At 42.4% G+C, this 19,621-nt stretch carries 20 protein-coding genes; 10 read left to right on the top strand and 10 right to left on the bottom strand.

Features of this window, described 5'->3' with window-relative positions; genetic code table 11:
- Positions 1-184: 184 nt before the first annotated feature.
- The 4 genes from FJ709_RS00065 to fadB all read right to left on the bottom strand — a co-directional run bounded on the left by FJ709_RS00065 (position 185) and on the right by fadB (position 4,502).
- Entirely contained in the window at positions 185-628 is a 444-nt protein-coding gene (locus FJ709_RS00065) for an MOSC domain-containing protein (RefSeq protein WP_226412282.1), read from the bottom strand.
- A 2-nt stretch (positions 629-630) separates the two neighbouring features.
- A complete protein-coding gene (tusA, locus tag FJ709_RS00070; RefSeq protein ID WP_226412284.1) occupies positions 631-894 on the bottom strand; it encodes a sulfurtransferase TusA in 264 nt (87 codons plus the stop codon).
- Positions 895-1,165: 271 nt separating this feature from the next.
- The gene (gene fadA, locus FJ709_RS00075; RefSeq protein WP_226412286.1) at positions 1,166-2,329 is read right to left on the bottom strand and encodes an acetyl-CoA C-acyltransferase FadA; all 1,164 of its coding nucleotides are present in this window, start codon (positions 2,327-2,329) and stop codon (positions 1,166-1,168) included.
- Between the two features lie 22 nt (positions 2,330-2,351).
- Positions 2,352-4,502 (bottom strand): fatty acid oxidation complex subunit alpha FadB, encoded by a 2,151-nt coding sequence (gene fadB / locus FJ709_RS00080; protein ID WP_226412288.1) that lies wholly within the window; start codon positions 4,500-4,502, stop codon positions 2,352-2,354.
- Positions 4,503-4,737: 235 nt separating this feature from the next.
- On the opposite strand from fadB, the gene pepQ reads away from it, so the two are divergent.
- The 4 genes from pepQ (at position 4,738) to hemG (FJ709_RS00100) (ending at position 8,727) form a co-directional block, all read left to right on the top strand.
- Positions 4,738-6,054: a Xaa-Pro dipeptidase gene (pepQ, locus tag FJ709_RS00085; protein WP_226412290.1), complete on the top strand. Its 1,317-nt coding sequence runs from the start codon at positions 4,738-4,740 to the stop codon at positions 6,052-6,054.
- Positions 6,047-6,661, top strand: coding sequence for a YigZ family protein (locus FJ709_RS00090; RefSeq protein ID WP_226412292.1), 615 nt, complete (start codon positions 6,047-6,049; stop codon positions 6,659-6,661). The genes pepQ and FJ709_RS00090 overlap by 8 nt, the downstream gene beginning before the upstream one ends.
- Before the next feature lie 81 nt (positions 6,662-6,742).
- On the top strand, positions 6,743-8,200 hold the full coding sequence (locus tag FJ709_RS00095) for a TrkH family potassium uptake protein (RefSeq protein ID WP_226412294.1): 1,458 nt from the start codon (positions 6,743-6,745) through the stop codon (positions 8,198-8,200).
- Positions 8,200-8,727, top strand: coding sequence for a menaquinone-dependent protoporphyrinogen IX dehydrogenase (gene hemG / locus FJ709_RS00100; RefSeq protein WP_226412296.1), 528 nt, complete (start codon positions 8,200-8,202; stop codon positions 8,725-8,727). Before FJ709_RS00095 ends, hemG (FJ709_RS00100) begins: the two co-directional genes overlap by 1 nt.
- A gap of 51 nt (positions 8,728-8,778) precedes the next feature.
- On the opposite strand, the gene FJ709_RS00105 is transcribed toward hemG (FJ709_RS00100), so the two are convergent.
- The gene (locus tag FJ709_RS00105) at positions 8,779-9,084 is read right to left on the bottom strand and encodes an ArsR/SmtB family transcription factor (protein WP_226412298.1); all 306 of its coding nucleotides are present in this window, start codon (positions 9,082-9,084) and stop codon (positions 8,779-8,781) included.
- 166 nt (positions 9,085-9,250) lie between these two features.
- Here FJ709_RS00105 and hemG (FJ709_RS00110) point away from each other — a divergent pair, with 166 nt between their 5' ends.
- Entirely contained in the window at positions 9,251-9,784 is a 534-nt protein-coding gene (gene hemG / locus FJ709_RS00110) for a menaquinone-dependent protoporphyrinogen IX dehydrogenase (protein WP_226412300.1), read from the top strand.
- A 102-nt stretch (positions 9,785-9,886) separates the two neighbouring features.
- Here the strand turns inward: hemG (FJ709_RS00110) and FJ709_RS00115 are convergent, their stop codons facing one another.
- The 5 genes from FJ709_RS00115 to def are packed head-to-tail and all read right to left on the bottom strand — an operon-like array spanning position 9,887 to position 15,524.
- Entirely contained in the window at positions 9,887-11,329 is a 1,443-nt protein-coding gene (locus FJ709_RS00115; protein WP_226412302.1) for a TrkH family potassium uptake protein, read from the bottom strand.
- 6 nt (positions 11,330-11,335) lie between these two features.
- Positions 11,336-12,745 (bottom strand): Trk system potassium transporter TrkA, encoded by a 1,410-nt coding sequence (gene trkA / locus FJ709_RS00120; protein ID WP_226412304.1) that lies wholly within the window; start codon positions 12,743-12,745, stop codon positions 11,336-11,338.
- A 16-nt stretch (positions 12,746-12,761) separates the two neighbouring features.
- Positions 12,762-14,045 carry a 16S rRNA (cytosine(967)-C(5))-methyltransferase RsmB gene (gene rsmB / locus FJ709_RS00125; protein ID WP_226412306.1) on the bottom strand — a complete coding sequence of 428 codons (1,284 nt, stop codon included), beginning with the start codon at positions 14,043-14,045 and terminating at the stop codon, positions 12,762-12,764.
- Position 14,046: 1 nt separating this feature from the next.
- Positions 14,047-15,003 carry a methionyl-tRNA formyltransferase gene (fmt, locus tag FJ709_RS00130; RefSeq protein ID WP_226412308.1) on the bottom strand — a complete coding sequence of 319 codons (957 nt, stop codon included), beginning with the start codon at positions 15,001-15,003 and terminating at the stop codon, positions 14,047-14,049.
- An 8-nt stretch (positions 15,004-15,011) separates the two neighbouring features.
- Positions 15,012-15,524: a peptide deformylase gene (def, locus tag FJ709_RS00135; RefSeq protein WP_226412310.1), complete on the bottom strand. Its 513-nt coding sequence runs from the start codon at positions 15,522-15,524 to the stop codon at positions 15,012-15,014.
- Positions 15,525-15,650: 126 nt separating this feature from the next.
- Between def and FJ709_RS00140 the strand changes: the two genes are divergently transcribed.
- The 5 genes from FJ709_RS00140 to FJ709_RS00160 all read left to right on the top strand — a co-directional run bounded on the left by FJ709_RS00140 (position 15,651) and on the right by FJ709_RS00160 (position 19,621).
- Positions 15,651-16,757, top strand: a complete 1,107-nt coding sequence (locus FJ709_RS00140; RefSeq protein WP_226412312.1) for a LysM peptidoglycan-binding domain-containing protein — start codon at positions 15,651-15,653, stop codon at positions 16,755-16,757.
- An 83-nt stretch (positions 16,758-16,840) separates the two neighbouring features.
- Positions 16,841-17,869, top strand: a complete 1,029-nt coding sequence (gene dprA, locus FJ709_RS00145) for a DNA-processing protein DprA (RefSeq protein WP_226416069.1) — start codon at positions 16,841-16,843, stop codon at positions 17,867-17,869.
- Positions 17,870-17,871: 2 nt separating this feature from the next.
- Positions 17,872-18,345, top strand: a complete 474-nt coding sequence (locus FJ709_RS00150; protein ID WP_226412314.1) for a DUF494 family protein — start codon at positions 17,872-17,874, stop codon at positions 18,343-18,345.
- Positions 18,346-18,466: 121 nt separating this feature from the next.
- Positions 18,467-19,030 (top strand): DNA topoisomerase family protein, encoded by a 564-nt coding sequence (locus FJ709_RS00155; protein ID WP_226412316.1) that lies wholly within the window; start codon positions 18,467-18,469, stop codon positions 19,028-19,030.
- Between the two features lie 24 nt (positions 19,031-19,054).
- Positions 19,055-19,621 (top strand): L-threonylcarbamoyladenylate synthase, encoded by a 567-nt coding sequence (locus FJ709_RS00160; RefSeq protein ID WP_226412318.1) that lies wholly within the window; start codon positions 19,055-19,057, stop codon positions 19,619-19,621.

Consider the following 19,621-nt stretch of genomic DNA (forward strand, 5'->3'; position numbering starts at 1 on the left):
GATTTTAAAACTGTTGCGGTAAATTGATATGATGAAAATAAGTGATGAGCTAATGTGGAGTTAAATCTGCTTGTAACGAGGAATGAACGTAAGTTTATTTTTGCTGTTTATAGGCAGAGTTAGCCTTCAATTTGCAGGCTAACTTATCAATATATTGCCGGTTGATATGCTTGATGGTACACGCTTAGCGCAGAGTGACTCGGTCATCTGGTTGGATCAAACCAGCCTGTATCACCTTACAAGTTACACCGCCTCGCCAGTCTGGTGTTAATGCTTGTTCTAATCCAGCAAAAGCGGCTTCCATTTTTTTACAGGGATCTGTTTCACCTGTGATCAGCAATTGTAAGTCCGCACCAATTTTGAGTGTCTTGCCTACATCAGCGGCACTGAACTCATACCCTGTTATTAACAGATTTGCTCTACGGGTAAGCCAGTCTAAATCGGCATTTATTTGCTTACAGGCTATTTGCCATTGCTGTTGAGATAGTACGGTTACTTGACGTTTTCCTGGACGGCCAAAAACATCATTTTCAACACCTCGCTCTAAGGTGACGTTGGCGCAAAATACTTGACTCATTTTGCCACGCTTAGCTGTTTTATAAGCTATTGCTGCTAACTTAGCTTCCATGTTCATAGTCCTTTTTTTAGCAGATATTGATAGGGCGTTTTTGATGTTTCGCTGGCAATTAGGGTGTGGTCCATAAACTCACAAAAACTTGGAATGTCTCGGGTTGTTGCTGGGTCATCGGCAATAATTAATATTATTTCACCGTCAGCCATTTTGCGTACCGCTTTACGGATCATCATTACCGGTTCAGGGCAGCGTAAGCCTAACGCATCAAGTTGGTGTTGTGCTTGTGCGAATATTTCTAGGGAGGTTAATTCTTCTGACATTGCCACTTCAACTTAGCTTTTTTAATATTCATAATTTTACTCCGCCAAATCTCGATTGCCAAGTTTAGGTGTAACTAATGTGATTTAGCTATGAATTAACGTTTTAATTTGTTTTTAAATTTTCCTCAAACATGTTTCACGTGGAACATTAGCCAGTTGATGCAAAATAAAAAACCGAATTATTTTTCAATAATTCGGTTTTTTGAGTTAATTTACAATCGATAGGGTGAACCCGTTAGATTGATAAACTCAGACTAACTTTAAAGATAGCTTAAACGCGTTCGAAAACAGTCGCGATACCTTGACCTAATCCGATACACATAGTGGCTAAACCTAATGTTGCATCTTTGTCTTCCATCAAGTTAATCAGGGTGGTAGAAATACGTGCACCTGAACAACCTAGTGGATGACCGAGGGCGATAGCGCCGCCGTTAAGGTTAATCTTGTCATCAACTACATCTTGTAAACCAAGATCTTTAACACAAGGTAAAGACTGGGCTGCAAACGCTTCGTTAAGTTCAATCACATCTAAATCAGCAACTGAAAGACCAGCACGGGCTAATGCTTTTTGAGTAGCAGGAACTGGACCGTAACCCATAATAGCTGCATCACAGCCTGCAACCGCCATAGAGCGAATGCGTGCACGGATTGGTAAACCTAATGCGCGAGCCTTAGATTCTTCCATCACTAACATCGCAGATGCACCATCTGATAGTGCAGATGATGTGCCCGCTGTTACAGTGCCGTTAGCTGGGTCAAACGCTGGACGTAATCCTGCAAGTGACTCAAGGGTAGTTTCTGGACGGATAACTTCGTCTGTCATAACCTTGATTAATGCGCCGTTTACATCGTGGCCTTCAATGCCCCAAATCTCTTTGGCAAAGCGACCTTCAACAGTTGCAGCATGTGCACGCTGATGAGAGCGTACCGCAAAAGCATCCTGTTGTTCACGGGTAATGCCGTGTAACTTACCTAGCATTTCAGCTGTTAAGCCCATCATGCCAGAGGCTTTAGCTATGCGGTTTGCTAAGCCTGGATGAAAATCAACACCGTGGTTCATTGGTACATGACCCATATGCTCAACACCACCAATAATGAAGGTGTCGCCTTGACCGGTCATGATTGCACGAGCCGCTTGATGAAGAGCATCCATTGATGAACCACATAAACGGTTTACGGTAACAGCACCAGCCGTTTTAGGAATACCGGCCAATAATGATGCGTTACGAGCAATGTTGAAACCTTGCTCTAGTGTTTGCTGCACACAACCCCAAATAACATCTTCAATGGTATTTGGATCTAGTTGCGGGTTACGAAGCATTAAGGCTTTCATTAGTTCTGCAGAAAGAGTTTCTGCACGTACATTTCTAAATACCCCTGCCTTAGAACGGCCCATTGGGGTACGAATGCAGTCTACGATAACAGCTTGTTTCATGATTTAATTCCTTTCCCACTAATTAGGCTTGGTAGTAACTACCGTTGTTGGCTGCAAGTGCGCGCATTGCATCGGTAACTTTATATAAGCCACCAAGATGTGCGTATTTGTCTGCTAGGGCAACAAAGTTTGCTACGCCCATGGTGTCTAAGTAACGGAATACACCGCCACGGAATGGTGGAAAACCAATACCGTATACTAGACCCATGTCGCCTTCAGCTGGTGATGCAATAATGCCTTCTTCTAAACAGCGAACTGTTTCAATTATCATCGGGATCATACAGCGAGCTATGATGTCATCTGACTCGAATGCTTTTAATGTACCGAACTCAGCGCTTAATAATTCATAGCTTGTTTGGTCAATGTCTTTCTTTGGTTTACCACGACGGTCAACCGAGTAAGCATAAAAACCTTTAGTGTTTTTCTGACCTAGACGCTTATTTTCGAACATAATGTCGATGGCATCTTTGCCATTTTTACCCATGCGATCAGGAAAACCTTCAGCCATTACTGCTTGTGCGTGATGACCTGTATCTAAACCGACTACGTCAAGTAAGTAAGCTGGACCCATTGGCCAGCCGAACTGTTTTTCCATAACTTTATCGACAGCGGCAAAGTCAGCACCATCAGCTAGTAGTCCGCTAAAACCTGCAAAGTATGGGAACAATACGCGGTTAACGAAGAAGCCAGGGCAATCGTTAACAACAATCGGGGTTTTACCCATTTTGCTGGCGTAAGCAACGACAGTTGCGATGGTTTCTTCTGAGCTGTGCTCACCACGGATAATTTCAACTAATGGCATTTTGTGCACAGGGTTAAAGAAGTGCATGCCGCAGAAGCGTTCAGGTTTCTTAAGGCTTTTAGCCAGTAAGTTAATAGAGATTGTTGATGTATTTGAAGCAATAATCGCATCTTCAGATACATAGCCTTCAACTTCTGCCAGTACAGTGGCCTTAACTTTTGGATGTTCAACAACCGCCTCTACAACGATGTCGCTATTTTTGATAGAGGCATAATCTAGAGAAGGTGTGATGTTGTTTAATACTTTAGCCATTTTTTCTGGCGTAGAGCGACCGCGTGCAACTTGTGTTGTCAGAATTTTAGCCGCTTCGTTCAAGCCTAACTCTAATGCTGGCTGAGCGATGTCTTTCATGACAATCGGTGTGCCTTTGCTGGCGCTTTGGTAAGCAATACCGCCGCCCATAATACCTGCACCCAATACAGCAGCTTGGTTAACATCTTTAGCTAATTTGCTGGCTTTCTTCGCTTTGCCTTTAACAAGTTGGTCATTTAAGAAAATACCAATCAATGCTGTCGCAACGTCTGTTTTAGCAAGCTTAATAAAAGCCTGAGCTTCAACTTGCAATGCACCAGCGCGATCTAAAGTCGCCGCTTTTTCGATAACATTCACAGCAGCCATTGGCGCTGGATAATGTTTACCGGCAATAGAGAACACCATGCCTTTGGCTGTGGCGAACGACATCATAGCCTCAAGCTTACCTAGTAGCAGCGGTGATTGCTTTTGCTTACGACGAGCTTGCCAATCTAAGTTGCCCGCTAATGCGTCATGTAACATTTGAATTGCTGCTGTGTGTAGGTTTTCTGGAGCCACTACCGCATCAATTGCACCGACTTTAAGCGCATCGTCAGGACGTTGTTCTTTACCTGATGTGATCCACTCTAAAGCATTGTCAGCACCGATTACGCGAGGTAGGCGAACCGTACCACCAAAGCCAGGAATTAAGCCTAATTTTGTTTCAGGCAAACCAATAAGTGCGTTGGTATCCGCTACACGTAAGTCCGTTGCTAGAACCGTTTCACATCCACCGCCTAAAGCAAAACCATTAATAGCTGATACCGTAGGGAAAGGTAAATCTTCAAGCTTATTGAATACCGCATTGGCTTGTTCAACCCAAGCAAGTAGTGTGGCATCGTCTTGCTTAAATAACTCTAAAAACTCAGTGATATCAGCGCCCACAATAAATGTGCTTTTAGCTGAAGTAAGTATTAATGCTTTTATATCAGTACTTTGCTTGATGCTATCTAGTGCAGCATCTAAAGAGGCTAGAGTTTCTCTGTCAAATTTGTTTACCGAGCCCGGTGCGTTAAAGCACAGCTTGGCAATATTGTCTTCAAGTAACTCAACCTGGATGGTAGGGCTTTGGTAGATCATTGCTTGCTTCCTTATTGCTTAAAGCGATTTCAACATCTTTATAATCGTGTAGTTATCAAGCTTGTTTTACAGCAGTATAGGCCATCATTTGACCAGTTACACAACAGTGTGCGACTAAATGACAGAAATTACAACACCCAATTTAAACGACCGTTTAATTTTTGTCTACTAAGGTGATTTTTATCCTTTGTGATAAACTGTGAGTGTTTGCCAACTACTGAATAGGAATCAAAAAATGGATCAGCTGGATAGCTTATATCATGTGCATATTGCCGAGTTAAACCGTCGGGTTGCTGAAGTCACCCGTCGTGAGAATTTCGCAGGAGTCGTTATTCATTCAGGACAACCCCATCGTCAGTTTTTAGATGATATGAATTATCCATTTAAGGTGAACCCCCATTTCAAAGCATGGCTGCCTATTCTTGATAATCCAAATTGCTGGATTATTGCCAACGGGGTTGATAAGCCAATATTAGTCTTTTATCGTCCAGTGGATTTTTGGCATAAGGTGAGTGATGTCCCTGATGCATTTTGGACTGCACACTTTGACATTAAGTTATTAACCAAAGCTGACAAAATTGCCGAGTTTTTACCTAAAGACTTGAGCAATTGGGCTTATATTGGTGAACATTTAGATGTAGCTGATGTATTAGAGTTTAAGTCTCGTAACCCAGATGCGGTAATGAATTACTTGCATTATCACCGCGCAGACAAAACACAATATGAACTTGAGTGTTTACGTCGAGCAAACAAAATTGCAGTTAGAGGTCACAAAGCGGCCAAAAGTGCATTTTTCAATGGTGGCAGTGAGTTTGAGATCCAGCAACACTATTTAGCTGAAATCAGCCAAGGCGAAAACGAAATGCCATACGGCAATATCATCGCCTTGAATCAAAATGCGGCTATTTTGCATTACATGACATTAGCCCACGTAAAGCCAAAGCAGCGTTTATCGTTTCTTATTGATGCAGGTGCAAGTTACCATGGGTATGCCGCTGATATTACCCGTACTTATGCATTCGAGAAAAATCGTTTTTCAGAACTAATTGCGGCATTAAATCTGCAGCAACTTGCGATTGTCGATGCAATGAAACCGGGGGTGAAGTATACCGATTTACATATTATGACCCATGAGCGAATTGCGCAGTTATTGATAGACTTTGAACTGGCTCATTCTGATGTGGCAGCGCTGGTTGATTCTGGTGTCACGCGGGCATTTTTCCCCCATGGGCTAGGACACATGCTTGGTTTACAGGTGCATGATATGGGCGGGTATTCCCATGATGAACGTGGGACTCATATACCTGCACCCGAAAATCATCCTTTCCTACGCTGCACTCGTACTTTAGCGGCAAACCAAGTACTGACGATTGAGCCAGGCATCTATATTATCGATACCTTACTTAATGATTTAAGCGATAATGCTAAGCAGTTAGTTAATTGGCAAACGGTTGATGTGATGCGACCTTTTGGTGGTATACGTATTGAAGATAATGTAATTGTGCACAGTGATCGAAATGAGAACATGACAAGAGAGTTGGGTCTTGACTGAGAGCTATTTAATACCTGATTTGAACTTGTTGATTGAAGAAGAGATAAAGCATAGTCGCTTTATCTCTTTTCTATTTCACTGCCCAGATCAAAGTGTTATGAAGTTAATGCTTACTAACATCAAACAAGATTACCCAGGAGCCAGCCATTATTGCTATGCCTTTGTTGCCGGCGCGCCTAACGAGATGGTGAATGTTGGCTCCAGTGACGATGGCGAACCTGGTGGGAGTGCCGGACGCCCTATGCTAGCAAGCCTACAAGGTGCTAATGTCGGCGAGGTTGGCGCGATAGTAGTACGTTACTTTGGCGGCACAAAGCTTGGAGTGGGTGGGTTAATGCGTGCTTATAGCTCTGGCATAAAGCAGGGCATTAGTCAGTTAAGTTTACGGACTAAGTATATTCGTTACTCGATTAAACTTTCATGCAGTTATGCGCAACTCGTTGATGTTGAATATTTAGTAGTTCAACATGATGGGGTTATTTTAGCGAAAGAGTTCAGTGAAAAAGTCGATATTACATTTGAGTTAGCAAAAGATGCCTTAGCTGATTTTAATACTAAGTTAGCCACAATGACTCAAGGGACGCTTCAAGTGAAGTTTACTGTATGAGCGGGGCAGAACTTATGCCAAAATGCCTTACAAAGTTAATTTTTTCATATTTTTATAACATCGAACTAACAGAAGCCTTTAATGCAATATAAAACAATTATAAGAATCACAGGTTTGCTGATGGCCTTGTTCTCTATCACTATGCTGCCGCCTGCTTTGGTGGCGGTGTTTTATAAAGATGGTGGTGGTACTGCGTTTGTTCAAGCATTCTTTGTCAGTTTATTCCTAGGCTTTTTGCTTTGGTATCCTAATCGTAAACATAAAAGCGATTTACGTACCCGTGAAGGCTTTCTTATTGTGGTGTTGTTTTGGACGGTACTGGGGTCAATTGGGGCATTGCCATTTATTTTCTCCAAAGTGCCTGATTTAAGTTGGACCGACAGCTTTTTTGAATCATTTTCAGCGCTAACAACCACAGGGGCGACTGTTATTGTCGGCCTAGATGACTTACCTAAAGCGGTATTGTTCTATCGTCATTTACTGCAATGGATGGGCGGTATGGGGATCATCGTACTTGCTGTGGCTATTTTGCCGTTACTGGGTATTGGTGGCATGCAGCTATTTAAAGCCGAGATCCCTGGGCCAGTTAAAGACAGTAAAATGACCCCAAGAATTGCCGAAACTGCGAAAGCGTTATGGTACATTTATTTGATGTTAACTATCGCCTGCGCCACGGCATTTTACTTTGCAGGCATGAATGCTTTTGACGCTATTTGTCATGCGTTTTCCACTATCGCCATTGGTGGTTTTTCCACTAAAGATGCCAGTATTGGTTATTACGATAGCTCGGCGATTAATATTATCTGTGCGGTATTTTTACTCATTGCCGCCGTTAATTTTAGTGTGCATTTTGCCGCTTTCACTCGTCGTGGAATTAACTTTAAAATTTACTTTAAGGATGCTGAGTTTAAGGTATTAATCGGCGTTCAAGTGGTGCTAACAGCCATTTGTTTTACCACGTTATATTACTCGGGGGTTTACGACTCCCCTGAGCAGACATTAGATTATGCATTTTTCCAGGTGGTGTCGATATCAACTACCGCAGGGTTTGGCACTGAAAGCTTCCACTCCTGGCCGCTGTTTTTACCCGTATTACTGATATTTTCAAGTTTTATTGGCGGTTGTGCAGGTTCAACTGGCGGGGGGATGAAGGTTATTCGACTTATCCTGTTGGTATTGCAGGGCTCGCGTGAGCTTAAGCGTTTGGTTCATCCTAAAGCTATGTATTCTATCCGTATTGGCGGCGCAGCATTGCCAGACCGTATCATTGATGCGGTATGGGGCTTCTTCTCCGCTTATGCATTAGTATTTGTTATTTGTATGGTGATTTTAATGGCGATGGATATGGATGCTATTACTGCATTCAGCGCGACAGCTGCTAGTTTGAATAACCTTGGACCTGGATTAGGTGATGTTGCCAATAACTACGCTAGTATTACCGATGGCGCTAAGTGGGTGTTGGTGATTGCCATGTTATTTGGTCGTTTAGAAGTATTTACTCTTTTGGTGTTATTTACACCGACATTTTGGAAAAACTAATGCAAAGTTTAATGGTTTACTCAACTGTGGATGGTCAAACGCTTGCCATTTGCCAACGTATCAAGCAACAACTTGAGCAATCTGGACATGGTGTTACGTTAAAGGATGTCGCCCAGGTCTCTCAGAAAGATATCGAAAGTGCCGCGCAAATTATTATCGGTGCTAGCATTCGCTATGGTAAACATCGTCCCGCACTATATGATTTTATTGCCAGTAACAAGGCCGCAATTGAAAGCAAAGCTAATAGCTTTTTTACGGTAAACGTAGTCGCACGAAAACCCGAAAAAAATACCCCAGCAACTAATCCTTATATGCAAAAATTTTTACTGTTATCACAATGGCAACCGCAGTTGTCTTCAGTATTCGCAGGTAAGATTGACTACCCTAAGTATGGTTTTGTCGATAAGTTTATGATCCGTTTCATTATGTGGATGACCAAGGGTCCTACGGACACATCTGCTACGTTTGAGTTTACTGATTGGAATAAAGTAGATGATTTTGCGGCTCAGTTGGTGCAACAAGCTTAATGCTTGCTGCAGTAAGCCATTATGCACAATGTCGATAACAGAAATAAATATTTAGGCGCAATAACGGCGATGTAAAATAGAAATCACCTCAGTCACTTGCTCGTTTTTTAAAGTATAAAACACCACTTGCGAACTCTTACGAGTGTTAACTAAGTCTTCTGCGCGTAATACGGCTAAGTGCTGTGATAAAGCAGACTGACTTAGTGGCACGGTCTCATTCAACTCAGTTACGCTGAGCTCTTTATCCAACAATAAGCACAAAATCATTAATCGATAAGGGTTTGCTATCGCTTTCAGCCATTTTGCAGCTATTTCTGCGTTTTCTAGCATCGATGAAATATCGATATTTTGCTGCATGGGAGGATCCTTGGATACGAGTGATATCCGAATCATACTCGTGCTGTGTGTAGATCTCAATTATCGGTACTAATAATATGAGCTAATTCTAATTTGTGATCACTTCATCGGTATCTTGAGACTTTTTTTGCCACACTCATTCTTTATCAATCAATAAGAGTTAATCATGTCCAAAGTATTGGTACTATATTATTCACGAGGCGGACATACTGCACAAATTAGCCGCACTATCGCTCAACACATATTAGCTAAAGGGGGAGAGTGTGATGTCGTCAATATTAATGACGTTAAGGGTGATATTGATTGGACCCAATACCATGCTATCGCATTAGGTGCGTGTGTGCTTTATGGTTCATACCATAAATCGGTATTTGAGTTTGTCGAACGTTATCAGGCTGAGTTGGCAAAAGTGCCCAACAGTTTCTTTTGCGTTAATGTTGTTGCCCGAAAACCTGAAAAGCGTGTGCCTGAAAACAATAAGTACCTCCAAAAGTTTTTACTGCTTTCTCCTTGGCAGCCGAAGGATGTCAAGATCATCGCAGGTAAGGTCGATTATCCATCTTGGCCTTGGTATGACAGTTTAATGATCCGCTTAATTATGAAAATGACCGATGGTCCAACTGACCCAAAAGCGGTTATAGATTACACTGATTGGGAAGATGTTAAGCGTTATGCTGAGCATGTGTTAGCTATGGCTTAATAGCGTTGAAAAGATTAAGTAGATTAGGCATTAACCGGCGGCTATTGTGAGCGCTAGGTGCTTGCTTATCAATTTACTCAGCGATTTACGCTGCAATAATAGTTAATAACGCCAAAATTGTGGGTGACAAAGTACCGCGACAGTTAGAATTTCAAGACGTCCCAGCAACATACCAACAGCTAACGCCCACTTAGCCACATCAGATAAGCTTGAGAAGTTACCCGCTGGGCCGATAATTGCGCCTAAACCAGGACCTACATTGGCAACCGCGGTAATAGCGCCGGTAAAGCTGGTTATAATATCTAAGCCTGTTAGCACTAAAATCATCGATAATCCAAAAATAACGATGAAAAAAAGCATAATGAAGGTGACTAATGAGCGAACAATATCTTCACTGACTTTATGGCCATTGAAGGTATCTTTAAACAAGCCTTTAGGGTGGAATTGCTGTTTAATTTGCTGGCGCATAATCACCATTGAAATTTGAAAACGAAATATTTTAATGCCACCTGAGGTTGATCCCGAACAGCTGCCAATCATCATTAAAAACAAAAATGCGGTACTGGCAAATGCTCCCCATGCTTGATAGTCGGTTAAGCCATAACCGGTAGTGGTTACCACTGAAATAACATTAAAACTTGATAAACGTAGTGCATCGATAAAGCTTAAGTTTTTGTGTAATGACAGCCACACCGCAATACTGAACGACACCATAGCCACAAACAGTAAGAAGCCCTTTACTTGTTGATCATTCCATACAGATATATTGCGTTGCTGTATTGACTGGACAAACATCAATAGGGGGAGGCCGCCGGCCAACATAAAGATAATACCCACCCAATGTGCCGCATTAGAAAAGTGTGCCATTGAGCTGTCTGAAGTGGAATATCCACCGGTAGATAGGGTGGTCATGGCATGATTAATTGCTTCAAACCAGTCCATACCAGCGAGGTGATAGGCAAAAGCACACAGTAATGTAAGGCTACCGTAAACCCAGAAAAGATTTTTTGCCATATATTGCGTTCTGGGAATGGCTTTGTCGCTCCAGTCGGAAGATTCCGTTCTAAATAAACGCATGCCGCCGACGTTTAAAAAAGGTAAAACCGCTACAGCCATTACAATAAAACCAATGCCGCCCAGCCATTGTAATAAAGAGCGCCATATTAGGATGCTGTGATCCATATTATCTAAGCCAGACAATACGGTTGAGCCAGTGGTGGTGATCCCTGACATAGTTTCAAAGAAGGCGTCGGTATAAGTGATACCGTGGTATAGCGCGAAAGGTAAGGCGGCACAAAAGCTCACAGCTAGCCAGGTGGCGCTAGTCAGGACAAACATATCGCGGATATTTAACCGAATATCATGTAGACGACCAGATTGAATGCAAAAAATAGCCACACTGCCAGTAAATATAGCCGATAGCATGAAATCACCTATGGTTTCTTCACCATAGATGAGTGCAAAGCTCATGGGGATTAGCATGAATCCGGTTAAGATTGACAAAAATATGCCAATCACAAACACCAATTGCTTGATATTTATCATGTTGGATTAAAAGAAAAACGCGCTCGGTTGGAACAGTTTTTCAACATCGCCAATAAATTTCTTATTTACTAAGAAAAGAATCACATGATCTCCTTGTTCAATAACGGTTTTGTCGTGGCCCATCAGCACTTCATCATTACGCACAATTGCGCCGATGGTAGTACCTGGTGGCAGTTTGATATCACTGATTTTTTTGCCCACGACTTTAGATGTACTGGAGTCTCCGTGAGCAATCGCTTCAATAGCTTCTGCTGCACCACGGCGCAATGAATAAACGTTACAAATATCCCCCTGGCGGATATGTGTCAGTAATGCTGAAATAGTCGCTTGTTGTGGAGAAATAGCAATGTCGATATTAGCTTCTTGAACAATATCGACATAGGCTTCGCGCTGAATTAACACCATGACTTTCTTAGCACCTAATCGCTTAGCAAGCAGGGCTGACATAATATTGGCTTCATCATCATTGGTGACCGCAATAAATACATCTGTTTGGTCTATATGTTCTTCAGTTAGTAGTTCTTGATCCGATGCGTCACCACAGAAAACTGTAGTGTTTTCAAGCTTTTCTGACAACATTTCAGCTCGCTCTTGGCGATGCTCAATCAACTTAACAGAATGGTTTTTTTGTAAACGCTTAGCTAAACCAAAACCAATATTACCACCGCCAGCAATCATAATATTGCGGTATGAGTTATCCAGCTTTTGCATTTCACTCATTACCGCACGAATATGGCGGCTGTCGGCAACAAAAAACACTTCATCATCGGCTTCAATAATGGTGGTACCACGGGGCATGATAGCTTTACCTTGACGGAAAATAGCTGCAACCCGGGTATCAATATTAGGCATATGTTCACGTAAGGTTGCAAGCGCGTTACCGACTAAGGGGCCGCCGTAGTAGGCTCGCACAGCCACTAAACTCAGTTTTCCTTCCGCAAATTCAAGTACTTGAAGTGCGCCAGGATACTGCACTAAACGATGTATGTAAGCAGTGACTAACTGTTCTGGCGCGATGAGTTCATCAATGATAAAACCGCCACGGGGTTTGGTGTCACCGGATTTGACTTCAGAGTTAATAAACAGTTTATCGCGTAGATCTAGATAAGGTTCTGAGCGGATGCGGGCAATTTTAGTGGGAGTACCAAACAGTGAATAAGCAATTTGGCAGGCAGCCATATTACATTCATCACTGTTGGTAACCGCAATCAACATATCGGCATCTTCTGCACCGGCTTCTTTTAATACGCTAGGATGCGCGCCATGGCCTACCACTACGCGTAAATCAAACTTGTCCTGAAGTATTCTTAGTCTAGCGCGATCGTGGTCAACGAGGGTTATGTCGTTATTCTCGCCGACTAAGTTTTCTGCTAATGTGCCGCCAACTTGCCCTGCGCCCAAGATAATAATTTTCATAACCTTGCAAATATCCTTACTGTGCTTTAACTAAGCGAGCGTAGTAGAAACCATCCATATTGTCTTGGCCTGGAAGGATCTGCCAGCCAATATCCTGTGCATTTGATTGCTGACTAATTGGCACTAATTGCGCATCGGGTTTGCGCGCTAAAAACTGTGTCACCTGCTGGCTATTTTCTTCGGGTAAAATTGAACATGTTGCATAAAGTAATGTGCCACCCGGTTTTAACCACTGCCAGCAATGATCAAATATTTGCTGCTGTAATGCGGCTAATTCTTCAATATCGTTATTTTTACGTAACCATTTTATGTCTGGATGACGGCGAATAACCCCGGTTGCAGAGCATGGTGCATCGAGTAAGATGCGGTCAAACTTTTCACCTTGCCACCATGAATCAATATTAGCTGCATCACCATGAATAACTTGCGCTTTTAAATTCAATCTGTCGAGGTTTTGTTGTACTCGTATTAAACGTTTTTCGTCAAAATCGACCGCGATAACGTTTGCTTGGGGAGCTTGCTCAATTATGTGACAGGTTTTACCGCCGGGGGCTGCACAAGCATCTAATATGAGCTCGCCATTTTGTGGTGCTAACAGGGTTGCAGCCCATTGTGCCGCGCCATCTTGTACTGAAGCTGCGCCATCCATAAAACCTGGTAGGGCGTTTACATCTTTTGGGCTGTCGAGCAAAATGGCATTTGGGCTTGGACCTTCGCTGGCATCAATATTATGCTGTGCTAAGGTGGCTAAATACGCCTCACGACTGTGTAGTTGTTGATTGTTGCGCAACCACATAGGCGGGCGCTGGTGGCTCTGTTCAATTATATCTTGCCATTGTTCAGGGTAAGCTTGTTGTAATCGCTTAATAAACCAGGCTGGCGTGTTATAGCGCAAGGTCTCGATATCTGTATTGAGTGGCGTTTCATTACGTTGAATATTACGCAGTACGCCATTGACCACTTTAACCAAACCGTCAAACTTCAGTTGTCTGCAAGCTTCAGCAGTTTCTGAAATAGCTGCGTGGGCGGGTATACGGGTAAAGTAAAGTTGATAACAGCCAACAAGTAACAGCTGATAAACAATGCGCTGTTTACCTTTGAACGGTTTTTCTAGGCAGTCGCTGACGCATTTGTCTAGTTGAGGTAGCTGACGCATCACCCCATAGCAAATTTCCGCCATCAAGGCTTTATCTTTACCACTGTCTAAATGTTGCTGTTTATCGGGTAGGGCTACCGATAATGATATGCCTTTTTCGAGTACGTCAAAAATTGCTTTGGCGGCTAATGCACGCACATTCATGCTAGTTAGCCTCTGAATTTAATTGGGTGCCAACACTAAACCAATCGGCACGTGAATTAAGAATGTCAGCGACCGATAAGGGCTTTTTATTGGGTAGTTGCATTGTTTCAACAATTAAGCTGCCGTCGGCTGTTGCGATGACAATACCGTGCTTGTCTGCTTGAGTAATAGTACCAGGCGTAGCATGGTTTGGTTTAGCGTCATACTGTACTTGCCACACTTTAATGCTGCTTTGTTGGTGCTCGAAATAACTCACTGGCCAAGGATTAAATGCACGTACTTCTTGCCATAATTGTTTGGCGGATTTATGCCAATCTAGCTTAGCTTCTTCCTTTGACAGTTTTTCAGCGTAATTGACCAAAGACTCATCTTGTTTCTCAGCTGTCAACATTCCTAGGCTTAATTTTGCTAAGGCATCAATCAATGCATCTGGTCCTTGAACAGCTAATTTTTCATATAGGCTTGCCGAAGTATCAGTATCTTCAATTGGCAGTGATGTTTTAAGCAGCATGTCACCGGTATCTAAGCCAATGTCCATTTGCATAATAGTCACACCGGTTTCTGTGTCGCCAGCCCATAATGCGCGTTGAATAGGTGCAGCACCTCGCCAACGTGGCAAAATTGAACCGTGAACATTGATACACCCTAAACGCGGCATGTCTAATACAATCTTAGGTAAAATCAGACCATAAGCCACTACCACCATAATATCTGCGTTTAGGGTAGCAAGTTCTGCTTGGGCGTCTTCATTACGTAATGATGGTGGCTGAAAAACGGCAATACTATTTTCTACCGCTAATTGTTTCACTGGACTAGAGGTCAGCTTTTTGCCACGCCCAGCCGGTCTATCTGGTTGAGTGTAAACGGCACAAACATTGTGCTCTGATGAGATCAGAGCTTGTAAATGACGCGCAGCAAAATCTGGCGTACCAGCAAAAATAATATTTAACGGTTTCAAATTCAGTCCTATGCGTCTTTAGCGGCGATACGAGCTTCTTTTTCAAGCTTGGTTTTGATGCGTTGGCGCTTCAGAGGTGATAAATAATCCACAAAAAGCTTACCTTGCAAGTGATCCATTTCATGCTGGATACAAATCGCAAACAGTTCATCGGCTTCCACGGTGAACTCTTCACCATGACGATTAAGCGCCTTTAAGGTGACATGCTCGGCTCGGTCTACTTTAGCGTAAACACCCGGAACAGAGAGGCAACCCTCTTCGTTAGCAAAGTCGCCATTTGAGGCGACTATTTGTGGATTAATGAAGATTGTTGGGCGTTCAATTTCGTCCTGCAGGTCCATAACAATTAACTGCTGATGAAAATCAACTTGAGTCGCTGCTAAACCAATACCTTTTTCGTGGTACATTGTTTCAAGCATGTTATCGATTTGTGTTTGTAATTCTGGGCCAAAGTCGCTCACAGGCTTGGCTACAGTGCGTAAGCGCTCATCCGGAAAACGTAAAACATTAAGTAATGACATATATAAACTCTTAACAAGTCTGACAAATTTTAGCTAGTTAGCTATACTGACGGTAGAAAATAGGATAATTTTAATCCTTACCGACCTTCAATAACAGTAAAAAGCTCAATTAAAGGGCTTAATAACATGGACAACACCATGAAACGGATATTACTACTTGCTTTTATAACATTGAATATCTTTGGATTAAATGCAGATACACTGACTTTAAAAGCGGGACATCCCGACACATATGTCGTTAAAAAAGGCGACACGCTTTGGGATATATCGGGGTATTTTCTCCAAGATCCATGGCGCTGGCCTACATTGTGGGGGGTTAATCCACAAATTGCTAATCCTCATTTAATTTATCCTGGCGATCGTCTTACACTGGTTTTTATAGATGGTCAGCCACGTTTAGTTAAAAAACAACATATCAAGAAGGGCGTGGAAGGGCATATTCTGCCCAAAGGTGGTGCAATTCCGGCAATCGACTTAGCGCTCATTGAACCTTATTTAGTGCAAAATCGTGTCGTTGAACAAACCTGGTTAGATGCTCAGCCAATGGTATTAAGCGGTGAAAGCCCTTCTAAACATCATATTCTTAATGATGTTATTTATGTTAATGCGAATATGCCAATGGGTCAAAAGGTCGCTATTTATGAACATGGACGTGAATTTTTAGACAGCCAAACCGGTGAACTGCTTGGCCGAGAAATAATTCTGAGTGCTAGTGGTCGTGTAACGGCTGACGGTGATATTTCAAAGGTGAAGATACTAAGCAATTTACGTGAAACGGAAGTGGGATATTCGGTTATTCCTGTTGAAGATGACGCGTTAATGTCTGCTTATTTTACTCCAACAGCTGCAGAGCTAGAGTTACCTGCCACAGTGATTGCAACCACAAGTACTAATCGTGAAGCGGGTAAGCTGGAAGTAGTTTACCTTGATAAAGGATTAGATGCGGGCGTTAAGCCTGGGCATGTTTTTGCTATTTATCGTGATGGCGAGGAAGTAGTAATAGGCAGTGATGGTCAGCCTGTACGGGCAATTGAACGTACATCATATGACAAAGTGGTCGCTCATTTTTCAGATGATAAAGTGTTTAAGGTACCTGACGTTTATCACGGTAATTTAATGGTTTTTAAAGTTTTTGATAAAACCAGTTTAGGCTTGATTATGATGAGTGATCGTCCTGTTAGAGTAAAAGATAAATTGGTGACGCCAGCCAATTTGACCTTTAAGGGTGAATAATTTCTGATAATCTGGTCGACTGGTTAGTTGTTTCTGCAGTATCCGGGCTAGGACCTGCTCGGATTAAACAATTATTAGTGCACATGGATGTTGAAGAGTTAAGGCAAAGGCTGCAATTTGAACCCGATGCCTTACCGCTTTCTTCTCACTCTTTGAGAGCGTGTAAAATCGATTTAGATAAAGTCGATAGCGCCCTCGATTGGCTTGAACAAGCTGATAATCATCATCTTATCTGTTTATCTGACCCTTTATATCCTCCACTGTTACAGCAAATATATGACCCTCCCTCAATTCTTTTTGTTAAAGGACAAGTAAACGGATTATTACCGCCTTCAATCGCTATAGTGGGTAGTCGTAATATGTCATTACACGGCGCAGATACGGCCGCTAAACTTGCACGTGGCCTTTCTTGTTATGGGTTTAGTATTACCAGTGGTATGGCAGCAGGTATCGATGGTGCAGCGCATAAAGCTGTGGTGACTAATAATGGCGTGACATTAGCCGTATTGGGTTGTGGGGTAGATGTTGTTTATCCTAAAAGGCACAAATCGTTATACGACGATATTCAGCAAGATGGCTGCATTATTAGTGAGTTCTGGCCTAAAGTGAGCCCGGTAGCGGGTCATTTTCCTAAACGTAACCGCATAGTCAGTGGATTGAGCTTAGGGACTGTCGTTGTTGAGGCGGCACGTAAAAGTGGCTCATTGATTACGGCTCGATTAGCAATGGAGCAAAACCGCGAAGTTTTTGCTGTTCCAGGGTCGACTGTGGCGGGATATCATCAAGGTTGCCATGATTTAATTAAAAATGGGGCAAAACTTGTGGAGGATGCTGCCGATATAATAGAAGAATTAGGGTGTTTATCTGAGTATCACCTTGTACAATTGCACCATCGTCACCATATACAAGCAAGCGAAATGAGTAATTTGCCATTTCCTTCGCAGTTAGCTAGTCTGTTAACAAGTGTAGGGTATGAGACTACAACAGTTGATACAGTAGTCGAGCACAGTGGAAAACCGATAGATCTGGTGTTAGTTGAATTGCTTGAACTTGAGTTACAAGGGTGGGTTGCAGTAGTGCCCGGTGGTTACGTCAGACTAAAGAGGAGTTAGCCATGTTTGATATCCTCATGTATTTATTTGAGAACTATGTCCATAGCGAAATAGAGTTATTGGTTGATGAAGATGAATTAACCAAGGAACTGACACGTGCCGGTTTTCATCAGGTCGATATTATTAAGGCCTTGGCATGGCTGGAACGTTTAGCGGACTTACAAGAAAGTGATAAGCCGTATTTATGTAACCATGCACAACATTCTTTCCGTATTTATACTAAACAAGAGGCAGCTAAGTTAGATGTGCAATGTCGTGGCTTCTTATTGTTTTTAGAGCAAATCCAAGTGTTAAGTGTTGAAACCCGAGAAATGGTTATCGACAGGGTGATGGACTTAGATGAGCCAATATTAGTATTGGAAGATTTAAAATGGGTGGTATTGATGGTGTTATTCAATGTCCCTGGAAATGAATCCGCTTATGAACAAATGGAAGATTTAATCTTCGAGCAACCAGATGGCCATTTGCATTCGTAGTGTTGCTAAGCATTAAATAAAAAGGAGGCTATGCCTCCTTTTTCGATCCTGATAGGGTAAAATTACCTCAGCGTAGATTTAGCCTTATTCATTCAAATCAAACATAACAATTAGATGAGTCATGTCCAAAATTGATCAACAATTATTTACTGCCCATGAACATGCCTTAGAAAAAGAGTTTGAACTCTGTCCAAAGTGTGGCTGTGAGCTATCACTAAAGCATAGCAAACACGGCAGTTTTGTTGGTTGTAATAATTATCCGACATGTGATTATACCCGGCCTTTAGTACAACACGAGTCGATAGAGACCCAAGTGATTGCTGGTTCAAGTTGCCCTGAATGTGGGCATGAATTGGCGGTTAAATCAGGGCGATTTGGTATTTTTATTGGTTGCACTCACTATCCGGAATGCCATCATATTGAAAAGCATGATCACAGTAATGAAGCGGAAGCGATAACATGTCCACATTGTCAAAAAGGACAGTTAGAGTCGCGAACTAGCCGCTATGGTAAAACGTTTTTTGCCTGTAGTGTGTACCCAAAATGCAAATATATTGTTAATTACCCGCCTGTTAATGAGCCGTGTCCTGATTGTGGTTTTGGCATTTTAGTCGAGCGCAAAGGGGCTGCAGGCTATCGTTTAGAATGTCCTCAAAAAGCCTGTAAATACAAACGGCCGCGATAGTTTAACTTGTGTTAAGGATGAATCATGTTGCAATTGCAACCCGATGCAGTAGTTGACGTTATTTCTAAAGGTGGCGTAATTGCTTACCCAACCGAGGCTGTATTTGGATTAGGCTGTGATCCCGATAACGAGATTGCTATACAAAAACTACTCGATGTAAAGCAACGCCCATGGCAAAAAGGACTAATCTTGATTGCCAGTCATTATGAGCAATTAGCTAACTATGTCGATGAGTCTCAGTTAACCTCAGTTCAGCTTGAGTTTGTGCTGTCTAAATGGCCTGGTCCATTTACGTTTGTTATGCCCATTAAGTCGAATGTTTCATCATTATTGTGTGGTGAATTCTCTTCTATTGCCGTTAGGGTGTCAGCACATCCGACTGTGCGCGCCCTTTGCGACACGCTGCACAAACCGTTAGTATCAACCAGTGCTAATCTAGCGGGAGAAGCGCCCGTAATGCAAACAAGGCAAATTTTAACCGATTTTAACGGCAAAATAGATGCGCTGGTGCTGGGAGCATTAGGTGAACAGCGCCAACCTTCGACTATTATTGATGCACGCACTGGACACGTTATTAGAAATGGAAACTAA

Source organism: Shewanella glacialimarina, assembly GCF_020511155.1.
In the GTDB taxonomy this organism is placed as follows: Bacteria; Pseudomonadota; Gammaproteobacteria; order Enterobacterales; family Shewanellaceae; genus Shewanella; species Shewanella glacialimarina.

What these genes read in the sequence shown, in the direction of transcription:
- fadA (WP_226412286.1), bottom strand. Translation starts at nt 2,329, where the DNA reads ATGAAACAAGCTGTTATCGTAGACTGCATTCGTACCCCAATGGGCCGT.
- FJ709_RS00155 (WP_226412316.1), top strand. Translation starts at nt 18,467, where the DNA reads ATGTCCAAAATTGATCAACAATTATTTACTGCCCATGAACATGCCTTA.
- FJ709_RS00105 (WP_226412298.1), bottom strand. Translation starts at nt 9,084, where the DNA reads ATGCAGCAAAATATCGATATTTCATCGATGCTAGAAAACGCAGAAATA.
- tusA (WP_226412284.1), bottom strand. Translation starts at nt 894, where the DNA reads ATGTCAGAAGAATTAACCTCCCTAGAAATATTCGCACAAGCACAACAC.
- def (WP_226412310.1), bottom strand. Translation starts at nt 15,524, where the DNA reads ATGTCATTACTTAATGTTTTACGTTTTCCGGATGAGCGCTTACGCACT.
- pepQ (WP_226412290.1), top strand. Translation starts at nt 4,738, where the DNA reads ATGGATCAGCTGGATAGCTTATATCATGTGCATATTGCCGAGTTAAAC.
- hemG (WP_226412296.1), top strand. Translation starts at nt 8,200, where the DNA reads ATGCAAAGTTTAATGGTTTACTCAACTGTGGATGGTCAAACGCTTGCC.
- FJ709_RS00150 (WP_226412314.1), top strand. Translation starts at nt 17,872, where the DNA reads ATGTTTGATATCCTCATGTATTTATTTGAGAACTATGTCCATAGCGAA.
- rsmB (WP_226412306.1), bottom strand. Translation starts at nt 14,045, where the DNA reads ATGAATGTGCGTGCATTAGCCGCCAAAGCAATTTTTGACGTACTCGAA.
- trkA (WP_226412304.1), bottom strand. Translation starts at nt 12,745, where the DNA reads ATGAAAATTATTATCTTGGGCGCAGGGCAAGTTGGCGGCACATTAGCA.
- dprA (WP_226416069.1), top strand. Translation starts at nt 16,841, where the DNA reads ATGGATGTTGAAGAGTTAAGGCAAAGGCTGCAATTTGAACCCGATGCC.
- FJ709_RS00160 (WP_226412318.1), top strand. Translation starts at nt 19,055, where the DNA reads ATGTTGCAATTGCAACCCGATGCAGTAGTTGACGTTATTTCTAAAGGT.
- FJ709_RS00140 (WP_226412312.1), top strand. Translation starts at nt 15,651, where the DNA reads ATGGACAACACCATGAAACGGATATTACTACTTGCTTTTATAACATTG.
- FJ709_RS00095 (WP_226412294.1), top strand. Translation starts at nt 6,743, where the DNA reads ATGCAATATAAAACAATTATAAGAATCACAGGTTTGCTGATGGCCTTG.
- FJ709_RS00115 (WP_226412302.1), bottom strand. Translation starts at nt 11,329, where the DNA reads ATGATAAATATCAAGCAATTGGTGTTTGTGATTGGCATATTTTTGTCA.
- fadB (WP_226412288.1), bottom strand. Translation starts at nt 4,502, where the DNA reads ATGATCTACCAAAGCCCTACCATCCAGGTTGAGTTACTTGAAGACAAT.
- hemG (WP_226412300.1), top strand. Translation starts at nt 9,251, where the DNA reads ATGTCCAAAGTATTGGTACTATATTATTCACGAGGCGGACATACTGCA.
- FJ709_RS00065 (WP_226412282.1), bottom strand. Translation starts at nt 628, where the DNA reads ATGGAAGCTAAGTTAGCAGCAATAGCTTATAAAACAGCTAAGCGTGGC.